Origin of the sequence: Bacillus cereus group sp. MG1, from assembly GCF_040460035.1 — a bacterium.
Lineage (GTDB): Bacteria > Bacillota > Bacilli > Bacillales > Bacillaceae_G > Bacillus_A > Bacillus_A cereus.
This window is the reverse complement of sequence record NZ_JARVGY010000001.1, coordinates 4259099-4274299: the sequence shown is the minus strand read 5'-3', so window position 1 is coordinate 4274299 and position 15201 is coordinate 4259099. Positions and strand designations below refer to the sequence as shown.

The window sequence follows — 15201 nt, the reverse complement described above, 5'->3', positions numbered from 1 at the left end:
CTCCTCCTTATTTCATCATCGGAATGTTAACGCCTTTTTCTTTCGCAGTTTCCACAGCTAAGTCATACCCTGCATCCACGTGACGAACAACACCCATACCAGGGTCAGAAGTTAATACGCGCTCAATTCGTTTTGCTGCTGCTTCTGTTCCATCTGCAACGATAACCATTCCCGCATGAAGTGAATAACCCATACCAACGCCACCACCGTGGTGAACAGATACCCAGCTTGCACCGTTTACACTATTAATTAATGCATTTAAAATTGGCCAGTCAGCTACTGCATCACTACCATCTTTCATCGCTTCTGTTTCACGATTTGGAGATGCTACTGATCCACAATCTAAATGGTCACGACCGATAACGATTGGTGCTGATAATTCACCATTTGCAACCATTTCATTAATGATGCGACCAAATTTCGCTCGCTCACCGTAACCAAGCCAACAAATACGTGATGGAAGCCCTTGGAATTCAACTTGTTGACGTGCCATACGAATCCAGTTACATAAATGTTCATTATCAGCGAACTCACGTAAAATTACTTCGTCTGTTTTATAAATATCTTCTGGATCACCAGAAAGTGCTACCCAGCGGAATGGTCCTTTTCCTTCGCAGAATAATGGACGGATAAATGCTGGAACGAATCCTGGGAAATCGAATGCATTTTTCAAACCTTCATCGAAAGCAACTTGGCGAATGTTATTTCCGTAATCAAATGTAATTGCGCCTTTTTCTTGCATAGCAAGCATTGCTTCCACATGTTTTGTCATACTTTCTTTTGATAATTGTACGTAGCGTTCTGGATCTTCTTCACGAAGTTTCGCTGCTTCTTCTAACGTGTAGCCTACTGGAATATAACCGTTTAATGGATCATGAGCAGATGTTTGATCTGTAACTAAGTCTGGTGTAATATTGCGCTTCACTAGTTCTGGTAAAATTTCTGCCGCATTTCCTAATAAACCAATAGAAATCGGTTCTTTCTTCTCTTTATACTCGTTCGCAACCGTTAACGCTTCTTCTAATGATTCTGTATACATATCACAGTATCTCTTTTCAATACGACGATCGATGCTGCGCTTATCAACATCAATAGCAATGACAACACCGCCGTTCATCGTTACAGCAAGAGGTTGTGCACCACCCATACCACCTAAACCAGCAGTAAGTGTTAATGTACCTTTTAATGAACCATCGAAATGTTGACGAGCTGCTTCACCAAATGTTTCATATGTTCCTTGTAGAATCCCTTGCGTTCCAATGTAAATCCAGCTACCAGCTGTCATTTGTCCGTACATCATAAGACCTTTTTTCTCTAGTTCTCGGAAGTGATCCCAGTTTGCCCATTTCGGTACTAAGTTTGAGTTCGCTAACAGAACGCGAGGTGCATCTGCATGTGATTTAAAAATGGCAACTGGTTTTCCTGATTGAACAAGTAACGTTTCATCGCTTTCTAACGTTTTTAATGAATCTACAATCGCCTGATAACTTTCCCAGTTACGAGCTGCACGGCCAATTCCGCCATATACAACTAATTCTTCTGGTTTTTCAGCAACTTCAGGATCTAAATTGTTCATTAACATACGAAGTGCAGCTTCTTGCACCCACCCTTTCGTTTGTAACTCTGTACCTCTTGGCGCGCGAATTGTTTGTTGTACTTTTTCCATTTCAATCTCTCCCTTTTCTCATTTTATAGTGCTGCGTTTACATCTAATCTTTCTTTTATCGAATAATTCGTTTTTAACCAATGCGCAATATTTTCAATATCTGTTGAGAATATACGGTCATTTTTAATAGATGGCACCTGCTGACGACCTTGATGGTAGAAGCTCTTCGTCACTGTACTCATGTTTTCAATTCCGCGATATTCTGCTGCTTGCATCGCACAAATCATCTCAATAGAAAGAACACGTCTTGCATTTTGAATAATCTGATGTGCATGGCGTGAAGCAATTGTTCCCATACTTACATGATCTTCTTGGTTAGCAGAAGACGGAATTGAATCTACACTCGCCGGATGTGCCAACGTTTTATTTTCAGAAACTAGTGACGCTGCAGCATATTGCATAATCATTGCACCAGACTGAAGTCCTGGTTCTGGACTTAAAAATGGTGGTAAATCATTTAATTGCGGATTCACTAAACGCTCAATACGGCGCTCCGAAATATTTGCAAGTTCTGCCATTCCTACTTTTAAGAAGTCCATCGCAAACGCAATCGGTTGACCATGGAAATTCCCGCCCGAAATTACTTTTTCCCCACCATCAAAGATAAGCGGATTATCTGTTGCTGCATTCATTTCAATTTCTAATTTTTCTTTCACATAATTTAAAACTTGCCAAGAAGCACCGTGTACTTGCGGGATACAGCGAAGTGAATAGGCATCCTGTACACGTAGTTCTCCTTGTTTTGTTGTTAATTTACTATCATGAAGAATGTCACGAATTCTGCTCGCTACTTCCACTTGCTCTTTATAACCACGTGCTTTATGAACATTTTCATCAAATGCATCAATAATGCCTTGTAACCCTTCAATTGTCATCGAAGCAATTAGTTCAGCTTGATACGCCGTTGCTTCTGCTTCTATATAAGAAAGAACTCCTTGTGCTGTCATCGCCTGCGTACCATTAATTAACGCAAGACCTTCTTTTGCTTCAAGTTCAATTGGCTCAAGCCCTTCTTCTGTAAGAGCAACCATTGCATGAACGCGTTTCCCCTTATAGAACACTTCACCTTCGCCTAATAATACGAGCGCAAGATGAGATAAAGGTGCTAAATCGCCACTTGCACCAAGTGAACCTTGTTGCGGAACGACTGGATGAATTTTACGGTTTACAAACTCAAGAAGCATATTTACAACAAGCGGCCTAACACCAGATACTCCTTTAAGCATCGTGTTCGCTCGTAAAATTAACATTCCACGCGATACTTCTTCCGGGAATGGATCACCAATCCCACATGCATGTGACTGAATTAAATTATGTTGAAGTGCCTTTACATCATCTTTTTGGATAAGCACATCACTAAACTTTCCAAATCCAGTTGTAATTCCGTAAACGACTTTTCCGTCCTCTACAATTTTCTCAACTACTTCGCGGCACTCCGCTACCTTTTGCATACTAGTTGGACAAGCTGTTACACCTTCTCCTTCCAGTAATAACCTCTTCATTTCTTCAACTGTCAATGTATGTCCTGTTAACGTAATCATCATTTTTCCTCCTTAAAAAGGCAAAAGGGGACCTTATCTTTTTAAGACAGACTTCTGTCCTAAAAAAGTAAGGCCCCCTTCTAACTAATAGACTATGGGCAAATCATATGTGATTAATTCCTAAACCAATCGCCTCATGCTCAGATCCTTTTACAGGTGCACCAATCGTTCCATATAATGCAACAGCAACCCATTCGCCTTCTTTTTTTCCGTCGTATGGTGTACCGCGCACAATCGCAAAACGAAGTCCTACTGTACGAAGAACGTCTGCTAACTGAATTTGACCTCTCGTCACTCCGTACAAAGCTTCCATAATTGCATGATAAAGTGCATGTGTTTCTCTGTAAACGTCTGTTTCAATAACTTGGTTGCTTTTAGCCGCTGTTTCCATTGCTGCGACAACCTTTTGCGAATTCATCGAACCCACTTTCCCCGTACAATACTTCCAACCTTTTGGAATGGATAATACAGGACTTTCATTCTCATCCGCAAGTGCCAACAGCATGGCCATACGACCAATTCGATGTGTTCCTTGAAGAAGCATGTGACTCTCTCATTTCTTTTGAATTATTTGAATATTACTTAATTTAAGAATATATGAAAACGTTTAAATCGTCAATAGTTTAAAATCATATTCAAACATTTTTTTCATCCCCATAATTTTGTGTACACAAATGATTTACACAATTTTTCCAAGCATGCTATAGTCTCACTAACAGATGCAAAGGGGCGAAATTTCAGTGACAAAACGAAAAGATATTCATTTTCGAATTGAAGAGAAATTACTTAAAAGGTTTGAATCAGCACTCCATTACGAAGGTTTAAAGAAAACAGATGTATTAACACATGCAATCCAACAATTTTGCACAAAGGTGGAATGTGACAAAATGAATGATGTAAAACGTCAGTATAACGTTAGCAACCATTTACAAACACGCATCGACACACATACACATTACGAAGAAAAACACGTAGATTTAGATAAGATCGTCATTGAACATTTACAACTTCAAGGGGAAGAAAATATATTAGAGGTTGGGTGCGCTAGTGGAAAATTCCTTTCCCTTTTACAAACAAATGGTCATAAAGGCCCATTAACCGGGTTTGATCAATCCGAAGCTATGCTTGCTGAAGCTGCTAAAACAAATAACTTAATAGAATGGAAACGAGGGGATGCTAGTAAACTTCCTTTCGAAACAAATTGTTATGACCTAATAATTGCAAGACATATGTTATACCATGTGAAAGATGTTGAAAAAACGATTCAAGGATTCCATAAAGTAATTCGTCCTGGCGGAACACTTTTAGCTACAACAAATTCTAGCGTTACACTACCTCGTATAGTTGAAATGTGTAACCGTATGTTAGACGCATTTGATTTACCGAAAACAACATCATCAGTCACTCCATTTTGTTTAGAAAACGGTAAAGAGATATTACAATCTGTTTTTCCAACTGTTGAAGAAACAGTTATTCATAATGCTCTCGTTTTTCATCATGCTACTCCGATTGTAAACTATATTTCTAGCATGTTTCCGTCGCTAAATATACCTGATAATACATACCTTCACGCGGAAATGAAGGTATGGCTAAAAGAAGAAGTAGAAAATGAATTGTCACTTCATAACGGTATATGGCGTGACCCAAAAACGTTAGCCATTTATCGATGTCAAAAAGAAAAAAGCTAGCATTTGCTAGCTTTTACACGTTTTCTCGTAAAAGTTTCTCCATTACTACATTGCCTTTACCACAATAAAAATCTGTATTATGTTCGTCTGCCACTCCAAAATAAGAGGCAATTGCTATTCCAAATGGTACAAATGCATGCCCTTGTGCTGTAATGATATTTGAGTGTTTCACAACTTCTTCATACACGAAATTTTCTACTGGAAAACAATCAAATTTTTGATAATCTATAGTCGCAGTATAAGCAATCCCTTTAAATAACCCTGCTTTTGCTAGTGCATACGGTCCAGCACAAATTGCCGCCACTAATTTTTCTTGTTCATGAAATTGACGAATGATTGAAAAAAGAGGTTTTGCATCTTCCAACTGTCCTTCTTCTCCACCTGGAATAAGTATCCCCTCATACTCATCTACACGTACTTCACTTACTTCTATATGCGGCTGCACTTGCAATCCAGTTTCACTTATAACCAATTCTTTAGTTAAGCCCGCTGTAATGATTTCATATTTATTTTTCAGCAATGCCGTCGCTACTGTTATTTCAAACTCTGCAAATGTTGAGTATACAAATAAAAGTATTTTTTTCATAGCCCTCTCTCCTTTAACCAGTCCATAAAATATACCTCTAAATCGTCCACTGTTAATCTATTCGTGTCCACATAAGTTACAGGAAATTTTTTATACCAGTCTTTTTCAGTTTCTACTAATTTAAATTGCTCCTCAAACGTACTTCTGTTTCTTGTTCTATCATTATTTTTTCTATCATATACATTCTTTTTCGTAACATCTAAGTAAAAAATCACATCCGAACGGCATGCTCTTAATTTATATAATTCATCTTTCAATTCAGTTTCTATATCCCACTCTTCTCCTATAATCGTTGGATAAAAGAGTGTAAAGAACTCAATGTCTTCTGGTCCGCGATCAAAAATTACGACTGAATCTTTCACATTTTGAAACTCCTTTATTTTTGCTTCCATAAACATTTTTTGATTCATAATAAACCCTACTTTTGAATTCATATCTAAATTCAATTTTTTTCGCTTCTCTACAATTGGATATGGATTTTCATATATAACTCGAAACCCTCTCTTTTCTAACCTTTTTGCTAATGTTGTTTTTCCGCTAGCCATCGGCCCTTGCAGTGAAATTACGTATGCCACACCTCTCATTCCCTTACACTTTAGTACACCTATAATATACAGAATCTTGAAAACTCTCAACATTATATATATCATCTTGTTTCTTATTCATATCTAACTTATAATGAAAAATAGAGATTATGACGGACGCATCAATAATGTAAGCTTGGAAATCCAAGCTTACATTATTTTTTGCTTTCCCTTTTCTAATAAAAAGAGTATACTAGATTAGAACGTATGTTCTTAGTAATTACATACAGTAAGGAGATAGAACAATGGTATACGACACAAAAGCAATTTCTTGGAATGAATCTTTAAAACAACTTCAACGCCGCTATACAAACAAACAAGTTGACCGAAAAGAATTTGAGGATATTGAACTGATGGAATTCTTCCGCGATAACGACTACATTTCTTTACCTACACATATAAGCGGCCTATCAAAAACACGTTTTACTTCTTACTCTATTTTCACAACTGAAGATAAAGATCGTAAAGTTGGCACACTTATTATTGAGTATGTTGAAGACGATAATAATAATTTATGTGTTGAACAACTATACTTCGTTTAAACTATAACGCTTGGTCAAAATGACCAAGCGTTCTTGCTTTCTATGAATCTCACTGTATATAATATGAATAAAAGAAAACCGCTATCATTAAGGGGGGATATGCGTGCTCGAAGGATGGTTCAGTTGGTTCATTGTATTATGGACGGTTATTTTATTAGGGCTTATGTCTATCGGTGGATACTTTATGTTCAGAAAATTTTTAAAACGTTTACCAAAAGAAGACGGCATGTCCATTTTGGATTGGGAAGAACACTACATAAATAAAACGAGACATTTATGGGATGATGAACAAAAACAATTGTTAGAAGAGCTTGTAAGTCCTGTTCCAGAACTATTTCGTGATGTTGCAAAATCAAAGATTGCTGGCAAAATCGGGGAACTTGCATTACAAGAAAATGCCTCTCAAATTACACAAGACTTGATTATTAAGGGATATATCATTGCCACACCAAAGCGTGATCATAAATTTTTAATAAAAAAACTACAAGAAAAAAAGATTGATTATTCTAACTATCGATCTTTACTCGCAAAGTAACTTCATATTATTTTCGATAAAAAAGACAGCGCCTTTGACGCTGTCTTTTTATTTGGTACATATACAGTTTTTAAGTTAGCTTCATATCTTTTTCATTATAAAAACCATCTTCTTTTTCCATTTCCTTCTGTAATTTCGTAAAGGAACGATACATTGCAATTCTCCATGACACAATCATCGCAAACGCAAGTAAGAAGAACATGCCACTAAGTTGTCCTAAATCAAGAGATTGACTTAAGTAGGTTTTAAATACAATCCGCACTACAAGTAATCCAATTAATATGAAAACAAAGGCTTTTGAACGCTTCAAATAAATCTCTTGTCCTCTAATTTCAAATTTAGATGTTTTAATAAGAAAAATAGAGAAAATCAAACCGACACCAATTGCTTCTAACATTTCTGCTGGAGTTAATCGAAATTCAGGGAAAACATACATCAATGCACCCGTACTCATAAAAAATGGTGGAAGTATAATTTTTTTCAATGTTGCAGGTTTCTTAGCTGCTTTTAAACGAATAAACATCGCACCGACAGCCATACAAACAGCAACGATACTTGATAAAAGAACTATGTTCATATTTTCTCATCCTTTTTTGTGGCTATATGCAAAATATACTTTCATTATATGCTTTTCCGTTAGTATTTCCAACATTTTCGCAGAATAATACTAAAAACCAGTAAAACCACCAAATAAACTTGAGAAATATACGATAATTTTCGTCATCCAGTTAAAGTATAGGAAGACACCCATAACAATCATAATATATCCTCCGACTTTCATGAAGGCCATACTATTTCTTTTAATCCAAGACATTTTCGTAATAAAGAATGACAGTACGAAAAACGGGATTGCAAATCCAAGTATGTAAGCAATCATATATATCATTGCTGATTCTGGATTTGTTGCTGCTAATCCAATTACAGACACTAGAATTGGTCCGGTACATGGCGTCCACCCTGCTGCAAAAGCTAATCCGATTAGTACTGATCCAAAATAGCCACTTGGACGATTTTTAAATGTAAATTTACGGTCTTGCATTAAAAATTTCGGCTTAAACACCCCGACAATAATTAAGCCGAACACGATGATAAATATACCACCTAACTGTCTGATTAAATCTTTATAGTCAGTAAAGATTCCTCCAATAAAACTTGTACCAAATCCAATTGCAATAAATATAATTGAAAATCCAAGTAAGAAAAACGCTGTATGTATCATACTTCTTTTGCGAAGCATTGCATTTTCTTCTTTCAATTCAGAAACCGACATACCTGTTATGTACGATAAAAATGCCGGATAAAGCGGTAAGCAACATGGGGAAATAAATGATAAGAACCCGGCGCCAAACGCTAAAAAAATACTAATATCTTGCATCATTCCACTCCTCTCCCTAAATATTGTAACAAAAACACATAAAAATACTATGAACAATTCGTGAAATCACTTTTACAACGTGGCAATAAGAAAAACCGCACTTCCTCACAGTTTCTAATAAAACGTTTTCATTTCCTTCTATTATATAGAAAAAACCCAAATGGATTATAAAACTCCTTTAATTGTTATTACCATAACAAAGGTAACATAGTTTCTCAAATAATTAGCACGTTACTAGTACGTCTATATACATATTGGTTTAAAAAATATTTTTTTCAAATGCTATCTCTATACAATGCAAAGTTTATTTTATAATACTTCTACTATTAAAAATTTCAAGATTATGCATAAATATCATACTTTTATTATTATTCTATAAAATGTCATACTTTTCTTTCATTTGACCCTTTATTTCTAATTTTGTATACTTCCCTCTAGTTATATATTTTCGATACGGAACAACTTCATATAGATGGGAGGAATTTTTCATGCTTCGTTATTCTCTTTTAGTTTTATTAGGAGCGTGTAGTTATGGAATTTTAGCTATTTTTGTTAAGCTTGCATATGCAGAAGGATTTTCACTTGGAGAGGTAATTGGCAGCCAATATTTGTTCGGTTGGATTATTTTGCTTGCTATTACACTTCTATTTTCTAGACATCGCGTTCCTTTAAAGCAAGCATTACTTTTATTCGTTGCAGGAACATCTGCAAGTTTTACCGGAATTTTTTATTATGCTTCATTAAAAACTGTACCAGCTTCTATTGCAATTATTCTTTTATTCCAATTCGTTTGGGTCGGAATTATCATTGAAGCAGTCGCAACAAAAACATTACCTTCAAGAGAAAAAGTTATTTCTGTTATTTTCTTACTTGTAGGGACATTTTTATCAAGTGGTTTACTTGAACAATCAGTAGGTGCTTTCGATACGACTGGGGTCATTTTAGGTTTATTATCTGCTGTTACATTCGCAACATACATTTTCGTAAGCGGAAAAGTTGCTGTTGAAGTACCTTCATTACCGCGCGGTGTTCTCTTAATGACTGGTGCTTTAACTTTAGTCATGATTGTATTCCCACCAACATTTATTTTTAATGGTGCCATTTCTCAAGGTCTTTGGAAATACGGTTTAGGATTAGGAACATTTAGTATCGTTATTCCATCTATTGCCTTTACAATCGGGATTCCAAAAATCGGTTCTGGCTTAGCGACTATTCTTGGTGCAGCGGAACTACCAGTTACAACAATTATGTCAGTATTCGTTTTAAAAGAGGCTGTACTATCTTCACAATGGTTCGGTGTATCACTTATATTAATTGGGATTGCAATCCCGCAAATTGCATACGCAATGCGTGGACGTTATCGTAAACATCATACGCATAAAAAAGTCGCAGCATAAAGTGAAACTTTAATTAGTTGAACCAATCGGGCTTTTATGGGATAAACGAGAGAGGATTTTCATTTGAGAATCCTCTCTTTTATTGTTGTATACTTATGATAAATATTTTGCTGAAGAAAGAAGGCATACTACATGGTATCTATTTCAAATCAACTAAAAGAAAAACTTATTTCCATCCGTCGACATTTACATGAGTATCCAGAACTATCATATGAAGAGTTCGAAACAACAAAAGCAATAAAAAATTGGTTAGAAGAAAAAAACATTACTATCATTGATTCCAATTTAGAAACAGGAATTATCGCTGAAGTGTCTGGTAATAAAAACGGACCAATTGTAGCAGTTCGTGCTGATATTGATGCCCTTCCTATTCAAGAAGAAACACATTTGTCCTATGCATCTAAAGTACGAGGGAAAATGCATGCTTGTGGACACGATTTTCATACAGCTGCTATTTTAGGTACTGCTTTCTTATTAAAAGAAAGAGAATCTTCCCTAAATGGAACGGTTCGCTTCATATTCCAACCAGCTGAAGAAAGTAGTAATGGCGCTTGCAAAGTTATTGATGCTGGACATTTACGTAATGTGCAAGCGATTTTCGGCATGCATAATAAACCTGATTTACCAATAGGTACAATTGGCATTAAAGATGGTCCACTGATGGCCGGAGTTGATCGATTTGAAATTGAAATTCACGGAGTTGGTACACACGCGGCTGTACCAGATGCTGGAGTAGATCCTATTGTCGCATCCTCTCAAATTGTGATGGCACTGCAAACAATTGTAAGCCGAAATATAAGTTCATCTCATAATGCAGTTGTTAGTGTTACAAATATTCATGCAGGAAATACGTGGAACGTGATTCCTGAAAAAGCTACGTTAGAAGGAACGATTCGCACATTCCAAGCTGAAACACGTGAAAAGATTCCAGCACTCATGGAGCGTATTATTAAAGGTGTATCTGATGCATTAGGTGTAAAAACGAAATTCCGTTTTTATTCAGGTCCTCCTGCTGTTCACAACGATAAAGCTCTTACAGACTTATCTACTCAAGTTGCCACAAAGATGAATCTTAATATCATCTCGCCTAGTCCGTCAATGGCTGGAGAAGATTTCTCATTTTACCAACAGGAAATACCAGGTTCATTCGTCTTTATGGGAACGAGCGGTACACATGAATGGCATCATCCTGCTTTTACAATTAATGAAGAGGCACTGCCTATAAGTGCAGAATACTTTGCTTTACTAGCCGAAAGAGCACTTAAACAATTCTCATAAAAAAAGCCGTTCAAAGTGCATCTCAGCACTGAAGTGCACCCCAATTGTTAGACACAGTCTAACAATTGGGGGTGCATTTTTTATGGCTAAATTTTCTTCAAAAGAAAAAATCCAAGCGGTGAAACGATATTTAGATGGTACAGAAAGTGGAAAAACAATTGCTAAATCTATAGGAGTTAACCCTAGCGTACTTCGTGAGTGGATTAGACGATATGAGTCTTCAGGTGAAAAGGCCTTTGAAAAGTGCTATACATTCTACCCAGCCCAGTATAAACTAGATGTACTTTATTATATGAATGAACACGGGACATCTATCAGAGAAACAGCGGCACTTTTCAATATACCGTCTTATGAAACACTTCGGAAATGGAAAATAGCTTATGAAACAGGAGGATTGGATGCCCTACAATCAAAGAAAAAGGGGCGTCCAACCATGAAAGATAAAAAAATAAAGCCAGTAGATGAAGGATCAATCGAAGCCTTACAAGCGGAAAATGAGCGTTTACGTATGGAAAATGCATATTTAAAAAAGTTGAATGCCTTAGTTCAAAACAAAGAAAAATCACCAAACAAGACAAAGCGCAAGTAATCTACGAGTTAAGGCATGAATTTCCTATCAAGGAGTTACTTCAACTCGCAAACATTCCACGTAGTACGTACTATTACTGGATGAAACGTTTTAATCGTCCTGATCCAAATGCGGAGGTAAAAGAACTGATTCAAGCTATTTATAATGAACACGATGGGTGTTATGGTTATCGTCGTATTCGTGATGAACTTATGAATCGTGGACACAAAGTAAATCATAAAAAAGTGTATCGCCTTATGAAAGAATTAGGGTTAAAATGTCTGGTTCGTATGAAAAAATACCGCTCTTACAAAGGGACAGTTGGGAAAATTGCGCCAAATATTTTAAATCGCAACTTCCAAGCTGAAAAACCAAATGAAAAGTGGGTTACAGATATTACGGAGTTTAAGTTATTTGGGGAGAAGTTATACCTATCACCAATGTTGGATTTATTTAATGGTGAAATTATCACGTATACAATTGGTTCAAGACCGACCTATTCCCTTGTTTCAACGATGTTGGACCAAGCCCTTTATTGTGTAACCAATCCGGATAAACTCCTCATTCACTCTGATCAAGGTTGGCACTATCAAATGAAACAATACCGTCATTCTCTTAAGAATTGTGGCATAACTCAAAGTATGTCTCGCAAAGGAAACTGTTATGACAATGCCGTTATTGAAAATTTCTTCGGTATCATGAAATCGGAATTTCTGTATCGAAAAGAATTTGAAAGTATAACACATTTCAAACAAGAATTAGCAAAGTATATAGAATACTATAATCATAAAAGAATTAAGGCAAAATTAAAGGGTATGAGCCCAGTACAATACCGGGCTCATACCCTAGAGGCTGCCTAATGAAACGACCTGTCTAACTTTCGGGGGTCACTTCACACCCTGAACGGCTTTTCTTATTAAGTTAAATCACGTTTTAAAAACACAGTATATGAAATACATAAAAATACGAACAAATAAAGTAACAACATACATAATGCAAACGAGAATGTTACTCCATCAATAAAACTTCCATTCTTTGAAATACTATATAAATCTGTGTTTGCTGGCAATAAATATTTCGCCCAGTTATATCTAGTGGCTGCTAATAGCGCAATATTGCCTGATAAAGCAAGGAATAGTGAAATACCAATTGCACCTCCACTAGATCTTGTTAACACAGAAATCATAAATGCAAACGATGCGTACACAACCGTTGGTAACCACGATAAAACATAATATTTACTTGCTTCTACAAAAATGTTTTGTTTTATTATATTTCCATCTTGGAAAATAAACTCACTCCATGCAGGCTGTTGGAATTTATAAATAACAAGTCCACATAAAGCGGAGAAGATCATATTAAATATAAATAATAAAGCTGCAAATATAACAATTGCTAAAAATTTTGCTGTTAAAATTTTAAAGCGACTCGCTGGTCGTATCGTTAAAAATTTATATGTTCCCCAGCTATATTCATTCGCAAAAATTGTACTTGCATACACGAGGATAAATGGGAGCAAAATTGGAAATACGATAAAACCTGTATCTCTCATGAAAGAAAGTGGAGAACTGCTTGCCGGTGCTGTATCCGTATCTAAATGCTTCATCTTAAGCTGGTATTCTTTTACAAGCTCATCCCCTGATTTTTCTGCTAAAATAGCTTCTTTTTTCATGCCAAGCTTTTTCTCAATTTCTACAGTTCGTTCTGTATAATCTACTTTCCATCCTTTTGTTTCCGGTTCAAAATACTTTACCGTAACCCATCCTAATCCGATTATTAATACTGCAATAACTGCAAATGGAATAATCGATCGCTTCCGCTTAAATATTTTATACAGTTCGTTATATACTAAATTAAACAATATCTTTTCCCCCTGTTAATTCTAAAAATTGCTCTTCTAACGTTTTTCTTTCTTCATATACACGATACACTTGAATATTTTTCTCAAGCAATGTACGAATAACATTTGGGATTTCTTCATCTTTTACATTAATAAGTAATTCATTATCTTTTACTAAAACATCATGCCCTAATATTTCTGCTGCTTTATTCGCATCATCTACACGTATACGGATCGTCTCCATCTCTTCGCTTTGGCTATGCTGAATATTTTGCGTAGCCACATATTCCCCGTGCTGAATAATGATAACTCTGTCACACATTAATTCAACTTCTGAAAGTAAGTGACTTGATACAAGTACAGCTTTTCCTTGTTCATGTGCAATTTTTTTTATGTACATTCTCATTTCATGTATTCCACTAGGGTCTAATCCATTTGTCGGTTCATCTAGTATCAACACGTCTGGATCGTGAATAAGTGCCTGAGCGATTCCTAAACGTTGTCTCATGCCGAGTGAATACGCTTTTACTTTGCGATCAATTACTTGTCCCATCCCTAACAATTTCACTACTTCATCGATACGTTCTTCGGTCACATTACCATTCATTCGTCCGAAATATGTTAAATTTTCATAGCCGCTCAAAAAAGGATAAAATTCAGGTGTCTCAATTACCGCTCCAATTTTCGCAGCTGTTTTTTCGAATTGCTGTTTCACAGATTGACCATCAATCCATACTTCACCTTCTGTCATACGGATCATACCAACCATCATTCTCATTAAAGTCGTTTTTCCAGCACCGTTTGGTCCGAGTAAACCGACAACCTCGCCTTTTTTCACTTCAAAACTAATATTTTGTACAAGTGTCTTTGATCCGATTCGCTTCGTTAACCGATCGACTTTTACAATTGATTGTTCATTTGTCATTCTATACAACCTTTCCTTCCCATTCTTTGTCAGGTCTTTTCACTGTAACATGATTATTTTTATGTGTAAAATAGAAAAAAGCATGATTTCTCATGCCCTTTCTTTAAACCGCAACGAATTTTCACCTTTTAAATTTCGAACAAATCGATAACATTGCATCATCGATATTAAAACGACAGTCATCATAATTACACTAATAATTACAACTGCATATATTGTAATTGGCGCACTATTTATTCCTTGTATCCCTGCGATTTTCATAAAGATAACCGTGAATAATTTCAAAAATAGCATCCCATTAATTAATCCAAAAACAAATGCTGCTCCATAAATGAATAATTGCTCCTGACATAATACACATAGTACCTCTTTTCTTTTCATATTTTCTTCTACATAAGATATAAACTCCTCCCTCCTCACATGCAAAAGGGAGTACATCATTTTATATGTAGTAAAAATACATATGAAAATTAGTACAATAAAAAGTGTGTAAAAGTACATTTGAAATACAAATGCATTCCCTACTTTCAAAATAGCTCCTTCATTAAATTGTAACGATATCATAAAAAACAAAATCATAGTACTCATAGCAATCCACATAAATTGCTTCATCCTTTTGGTAGCAAATGTTATAATATTTTTTCTCGCTAACCGACATAAAGACATAAAATTCTTC

Annotated in this window: 17 protein-coding genes; 6 read left to right on the top strand and 11 right to left on the bottom strand. The window is 35.8% G+C overall.

Features of this window, described 5'->3' with window-relative positions:
• Window positions 1–7 precede the first annotated feature (7 nt).
• From hutU to hutP, 3 genes are all read right to left on the bottom strand, one after another.
• Window positions 8–1666: a urocanate hydratase gene (gene hutU, locus QCI79_RS22505; protein ID WP_000416941.1), complete on the bottom strand. Its 1659-nt coding sequence runs from the start codon at window positions 1664–1666 to the stop codon at window positions 8–10.
• Between the two features lie 23 nt (window positions 1667–1689).
• The gene (hutH, locus tag QCI79_RS22500; protein ID WP_000631875.1) at window positions 1690–3207 is read right to left on the bottom strand and encodes a histidine ammonia-lyase; all 1518 of its coding nucleotides are present in this window, start codon (window positions 3205–3207) and stop codon (window positions 1690–1692) included.
• Between the two features lie 103 nt (window positions 3208–3310).
• The gene (gene hutP / locus QCI79_RS22495; protein ID WP_000926516.1) at window positions 3311–3751 is read right to left on the bottom strand and encodes a histidine utilization transcription antiterminator HutP; all 441 of its coding nucleotides are present in this window, start codon (window positions 3749–3751) and stop codon (window positions 3311–3313) included.
• Window positions 3752–3947: 196 nt separating this feature from the next.
• Here hutP and QCI79_RS22490 point away from each other — a divergent pair, with 196 nt between their 5' ends.
• Window positions 3948–4895: a class I SAM-dependent methyltransferase gene (locus QCI79_RS22490; RefSeq protein ID WP_000166778.1), complete on the top strand. Its 948-nt coding sequence runs from the start codon at window positions 3948–3950 to the stop codon at window positions 4893–4895.
• A 13-nt stretch (window positions 4896–4908) separates the two neighbouring features.
• Here QCI79_RS22490 and QCI79_RS22485 read toward each other — a convergent pair whose 3' ends face one another.
• A complete protein-coding gene (locus QCI79_RS22485) occupies window positions 4909–5481 on the bottom strand; it encodes a DJ-1/PfpI family protein (protein WP_000722231.1) in 573 nt (190 codons plus the stop codon).
• Window positions 5478–6065 (bottom strand): AAA family ATPase, encoded by a 588-nt coding sequence (locus QCI79_RS22480; protein ID WP_001986424.1) that lies wholly within the window; start codon window positions 6063–6065, stop codon window positions 5478–5480. Before QCI79_RS22480 ends, QCI79_RS22485 begins: the two co-directional genes overlap by 4 nt.
• Window positions 6066–6310: 245 nt before the next feature.
• Between QCI79_RS22480 and QCI79_RS22475 the strand changes: the two genes are divergently transcribed.
• Both QCI79_RS22475 and QCI79_RS22470 read left to right on the top strand, forming a co-directional pair.
• On the top strand, window positions 6311–6607 hold the full coding sequence (locus QCI79_RS22475) for a hypothetical protein (RefSeq protein ID WP_000262400.1): 297 nt from the start codon (window positions 6311–6313) through the stop codon (window positions 6605–6607).
• A gap of 103 nt (window positions 6608–6710) precedes the next feature.
• Window positions 6711–7142, top strand: coding sequence for a DUF2621 domain-containing protein (locus QCI79_RS22470; protein ID WP_000889387.1), 432 nt, complete (start codon window positions 6711–6713; stop codon window positions 7140–7142).
• Between the two features lie 70 nt (window positions 7143–7212).
• Here QCI79_RS22470 and QCI79_RS22465 read toward each other — a convergent pair whose 3' ends face one another.
• The 3 genes from QCI79_RS22465 to QCI79_RS35050 all read right to left on the bottom strand — a co-directional run bounded on the left by QCI79_RS22465 (window position 7213) and on the right by QCI79_RS35050 (window position 8683).
• Window positions 7213–7719: a CcdC family protein gene (locus tag QCI79_RS22465; protein WP_001028440.1), complete on the bottom strand. Its 507-nt coding sequence runs from the start codon at window positions 7717–7719 to the stop codon at window positions 7213–7215.
• A gap of 90 nt (window positions 7720–7809) precedes the next feature.
• Entirely contained in the window at window positions 7810–8517 is a 708-nt protein-coding gene (ccdA, locus tag QCI79_RS22460) for a cytochrome c-type biogenesis protein CcdA (protein WP_001152676.1), read from the bottom strand.
• A gap of 16 nt (window positions 8518–8533) precedes the next feature.
• Entirely contained in the window at window positions 8534–8683 is a 150-nt protein-coding gene (locus QCI79_RS35050; protein ID WP_071686460.1) for a peptidase T, read from the bottom strand.
• Between the two features lie 322 nt (window positions 8684–9005).
• Here QCI79_RS35050 and QCI79_RS22455 point away from each other — a divergent pair, with 322 nt between their 5' ends.
• From QCI79_RS22455 to QCI79_RS22445, 3 genes are all read left to right on the top strand, one after another.
• Window positions 9006–9914 (top strand): EamA family transporter, encoded by a 909-nt coding sequence (locus QCI79_RS22455; protein ID WP_000947046.1) that lies wholly within the window; start codon window positions 9006–9008, stop codon window positions 9912–9914.
• A gap of 132 nt (window positions 9915–10046) precedes the next feature.
• Complete coding sequence (locus tag QCI79_RS22450; RefSeq protein WP_000253669.1) at window positions 10047–11192, top strand: M20 peptidase aminoacylase family protein; 1146 nt, start codon at window positions 10047–10049, stop codon at window positions 11190–11192.
• A gap of 82 nt (window positions 11193–11274) precedes the next feature.
• Window positions 11275–12620 (top strand): IS3-like element ISBth10 family transposase gene (locus tag QCI79_RS22445; RefSeq protein WP_087942842.1). Its coding sequence is split into 2 segments (ribosomal slippage): window positions 11275–11716 and window positions 11716–12620, totalling 1347 coding nucleotides; the frame shifts between segments, so codons are not numbered across the junction.
• 56 nt (window positions 12621–12676) lie between these two features.
• Here QCI79_RS22445 and QCI79_RS22440 read toward each other — a convergent pair.
• The 3 genes from QCI79_RS22440 to QCI79_RS22430 form a co-directional block, all read right to left on the bottom strand.
• Window positions 12677–13621 carry an ABC transporter permease gene (locus QCI79_RS22440; RefSeq protein WP_021728488.1) on the bottom strand — a complete coding sequence of 315 codons (945 nt, stop codon included), beginning with the start codon at window positions 13619–13621 and terminating at the stop codon, window positions 12677–12679.
• The gene (locus tag QCI79_RS22435) at window positions 13614–14525 is read right to left on the bottom strand and encodes an ABC transporter ATP-binding protein (protein WP_000180622.1); all 912 of its coding nucleotides are present in this window, start codon (window positions 14523–14525) and stop codon (window positions 13614–13616) included. Before QCI79_RS22435 ends, QCI79_RS22440 begins: the two co-directional genes overlap by 8 nt.
• A 90-nt stretch (window positions 14526–14615) precedes the next feature.
• Window positions 14616–15191: a hypothetical protein gene (locus tag QCI79_RS22430; protein WP_000050599.1), complete on the bottom strand. Its 576-nt coding sequence runs from the start codon at window positions 15189–15191 to the stop codon at window positions 14616–14618.
• Window positions 15192–15201 lie beyond the last annotated feature (10 nt).

Bases quoted from the DNA above. Each gene is read 5' to 3' on its own strand.
- QCI79_RS22450 (WP_000253669.1), top strand. From the start codon at position 10,047: ATGGTATCTATTTCAAATCAACTAAAAGAAAAACTTATTTCCATCCGT.
- hutH (WP_000631875.1), bottom strand. From the start codon at position 3,207: ATGATTACGTTAACAGGACATACATTGACAGTTGAAGAAATGAAGAGG.
- QCI79_RS22480 (WP_001986424.1), bottom strand. From the start codon at position 6,065: ATGAGAGGTGTGGCATACGTAATTTCACTGCAAGGGCCGATGGCTAGC.
- QCI79_RS22485 (WP_000722231.1), bottom strand. From the start codon at position 5,481: ATGAAAAAAATACTTTTATTTGTATACTCAACATTTGCAGAGTTTGAA.
- QCI79_RS22475 (WP_000262400.1), top strand. From the start codon at position 6,311: ATGGTATACGACACAAAAGCAATTTCTTGGAATGAATCTTTAAAACAA.
- QCI79_RS22435 (WP_000180622.1), bottom strand. From the start codon at position 14,525: ATGACAAATGAACAATCAATTGTAAAAGTCGATCGGTTAACGAAGCGA.
- hutU (WP_000416941.1), bottom strand. From the start codon at position 1,666: ATGGAAAAAGTACAACAAACAATTCGCGCGCCAAGAGGTACAGAGTTA.
- ccdA (WP_001152676.1), bottom strand. From the start codon at position 8,517: ATGCAAGATATTAGTATTTTTTTAGCGTTTGGCGCCGGGTTCTTATCA.
- QCI79_RS22465 (WP_001028440.1), bottom strand. From the start codon at position 7,719: ATGAACATAGTTCTTTTATCAAGTATCGTTGCTGTTTGTATGGCTGTC.
- hutP (WP_000926516.1), bottom strand. From the start codon at position 3,751: ATGCTTCTTCAAGGAACACATCGAATTGGTCGTATGGCCATGCTGTTG.
- QCI79_RS22455 (WP_000947046.1), top strand. From the start codon at position 9,006: ATGCTTCGTTATTCTCTTTTAGTTTTATTAGGAGCGTGTAGTTATGGA.
- QCI79_RS22430 (WP_000050599.1), bottom strand. From the start codon at position 15,191: ATGTCTTTATGTCGGTTAGCGAGAAAAAATATTATAACATTTGCTACC.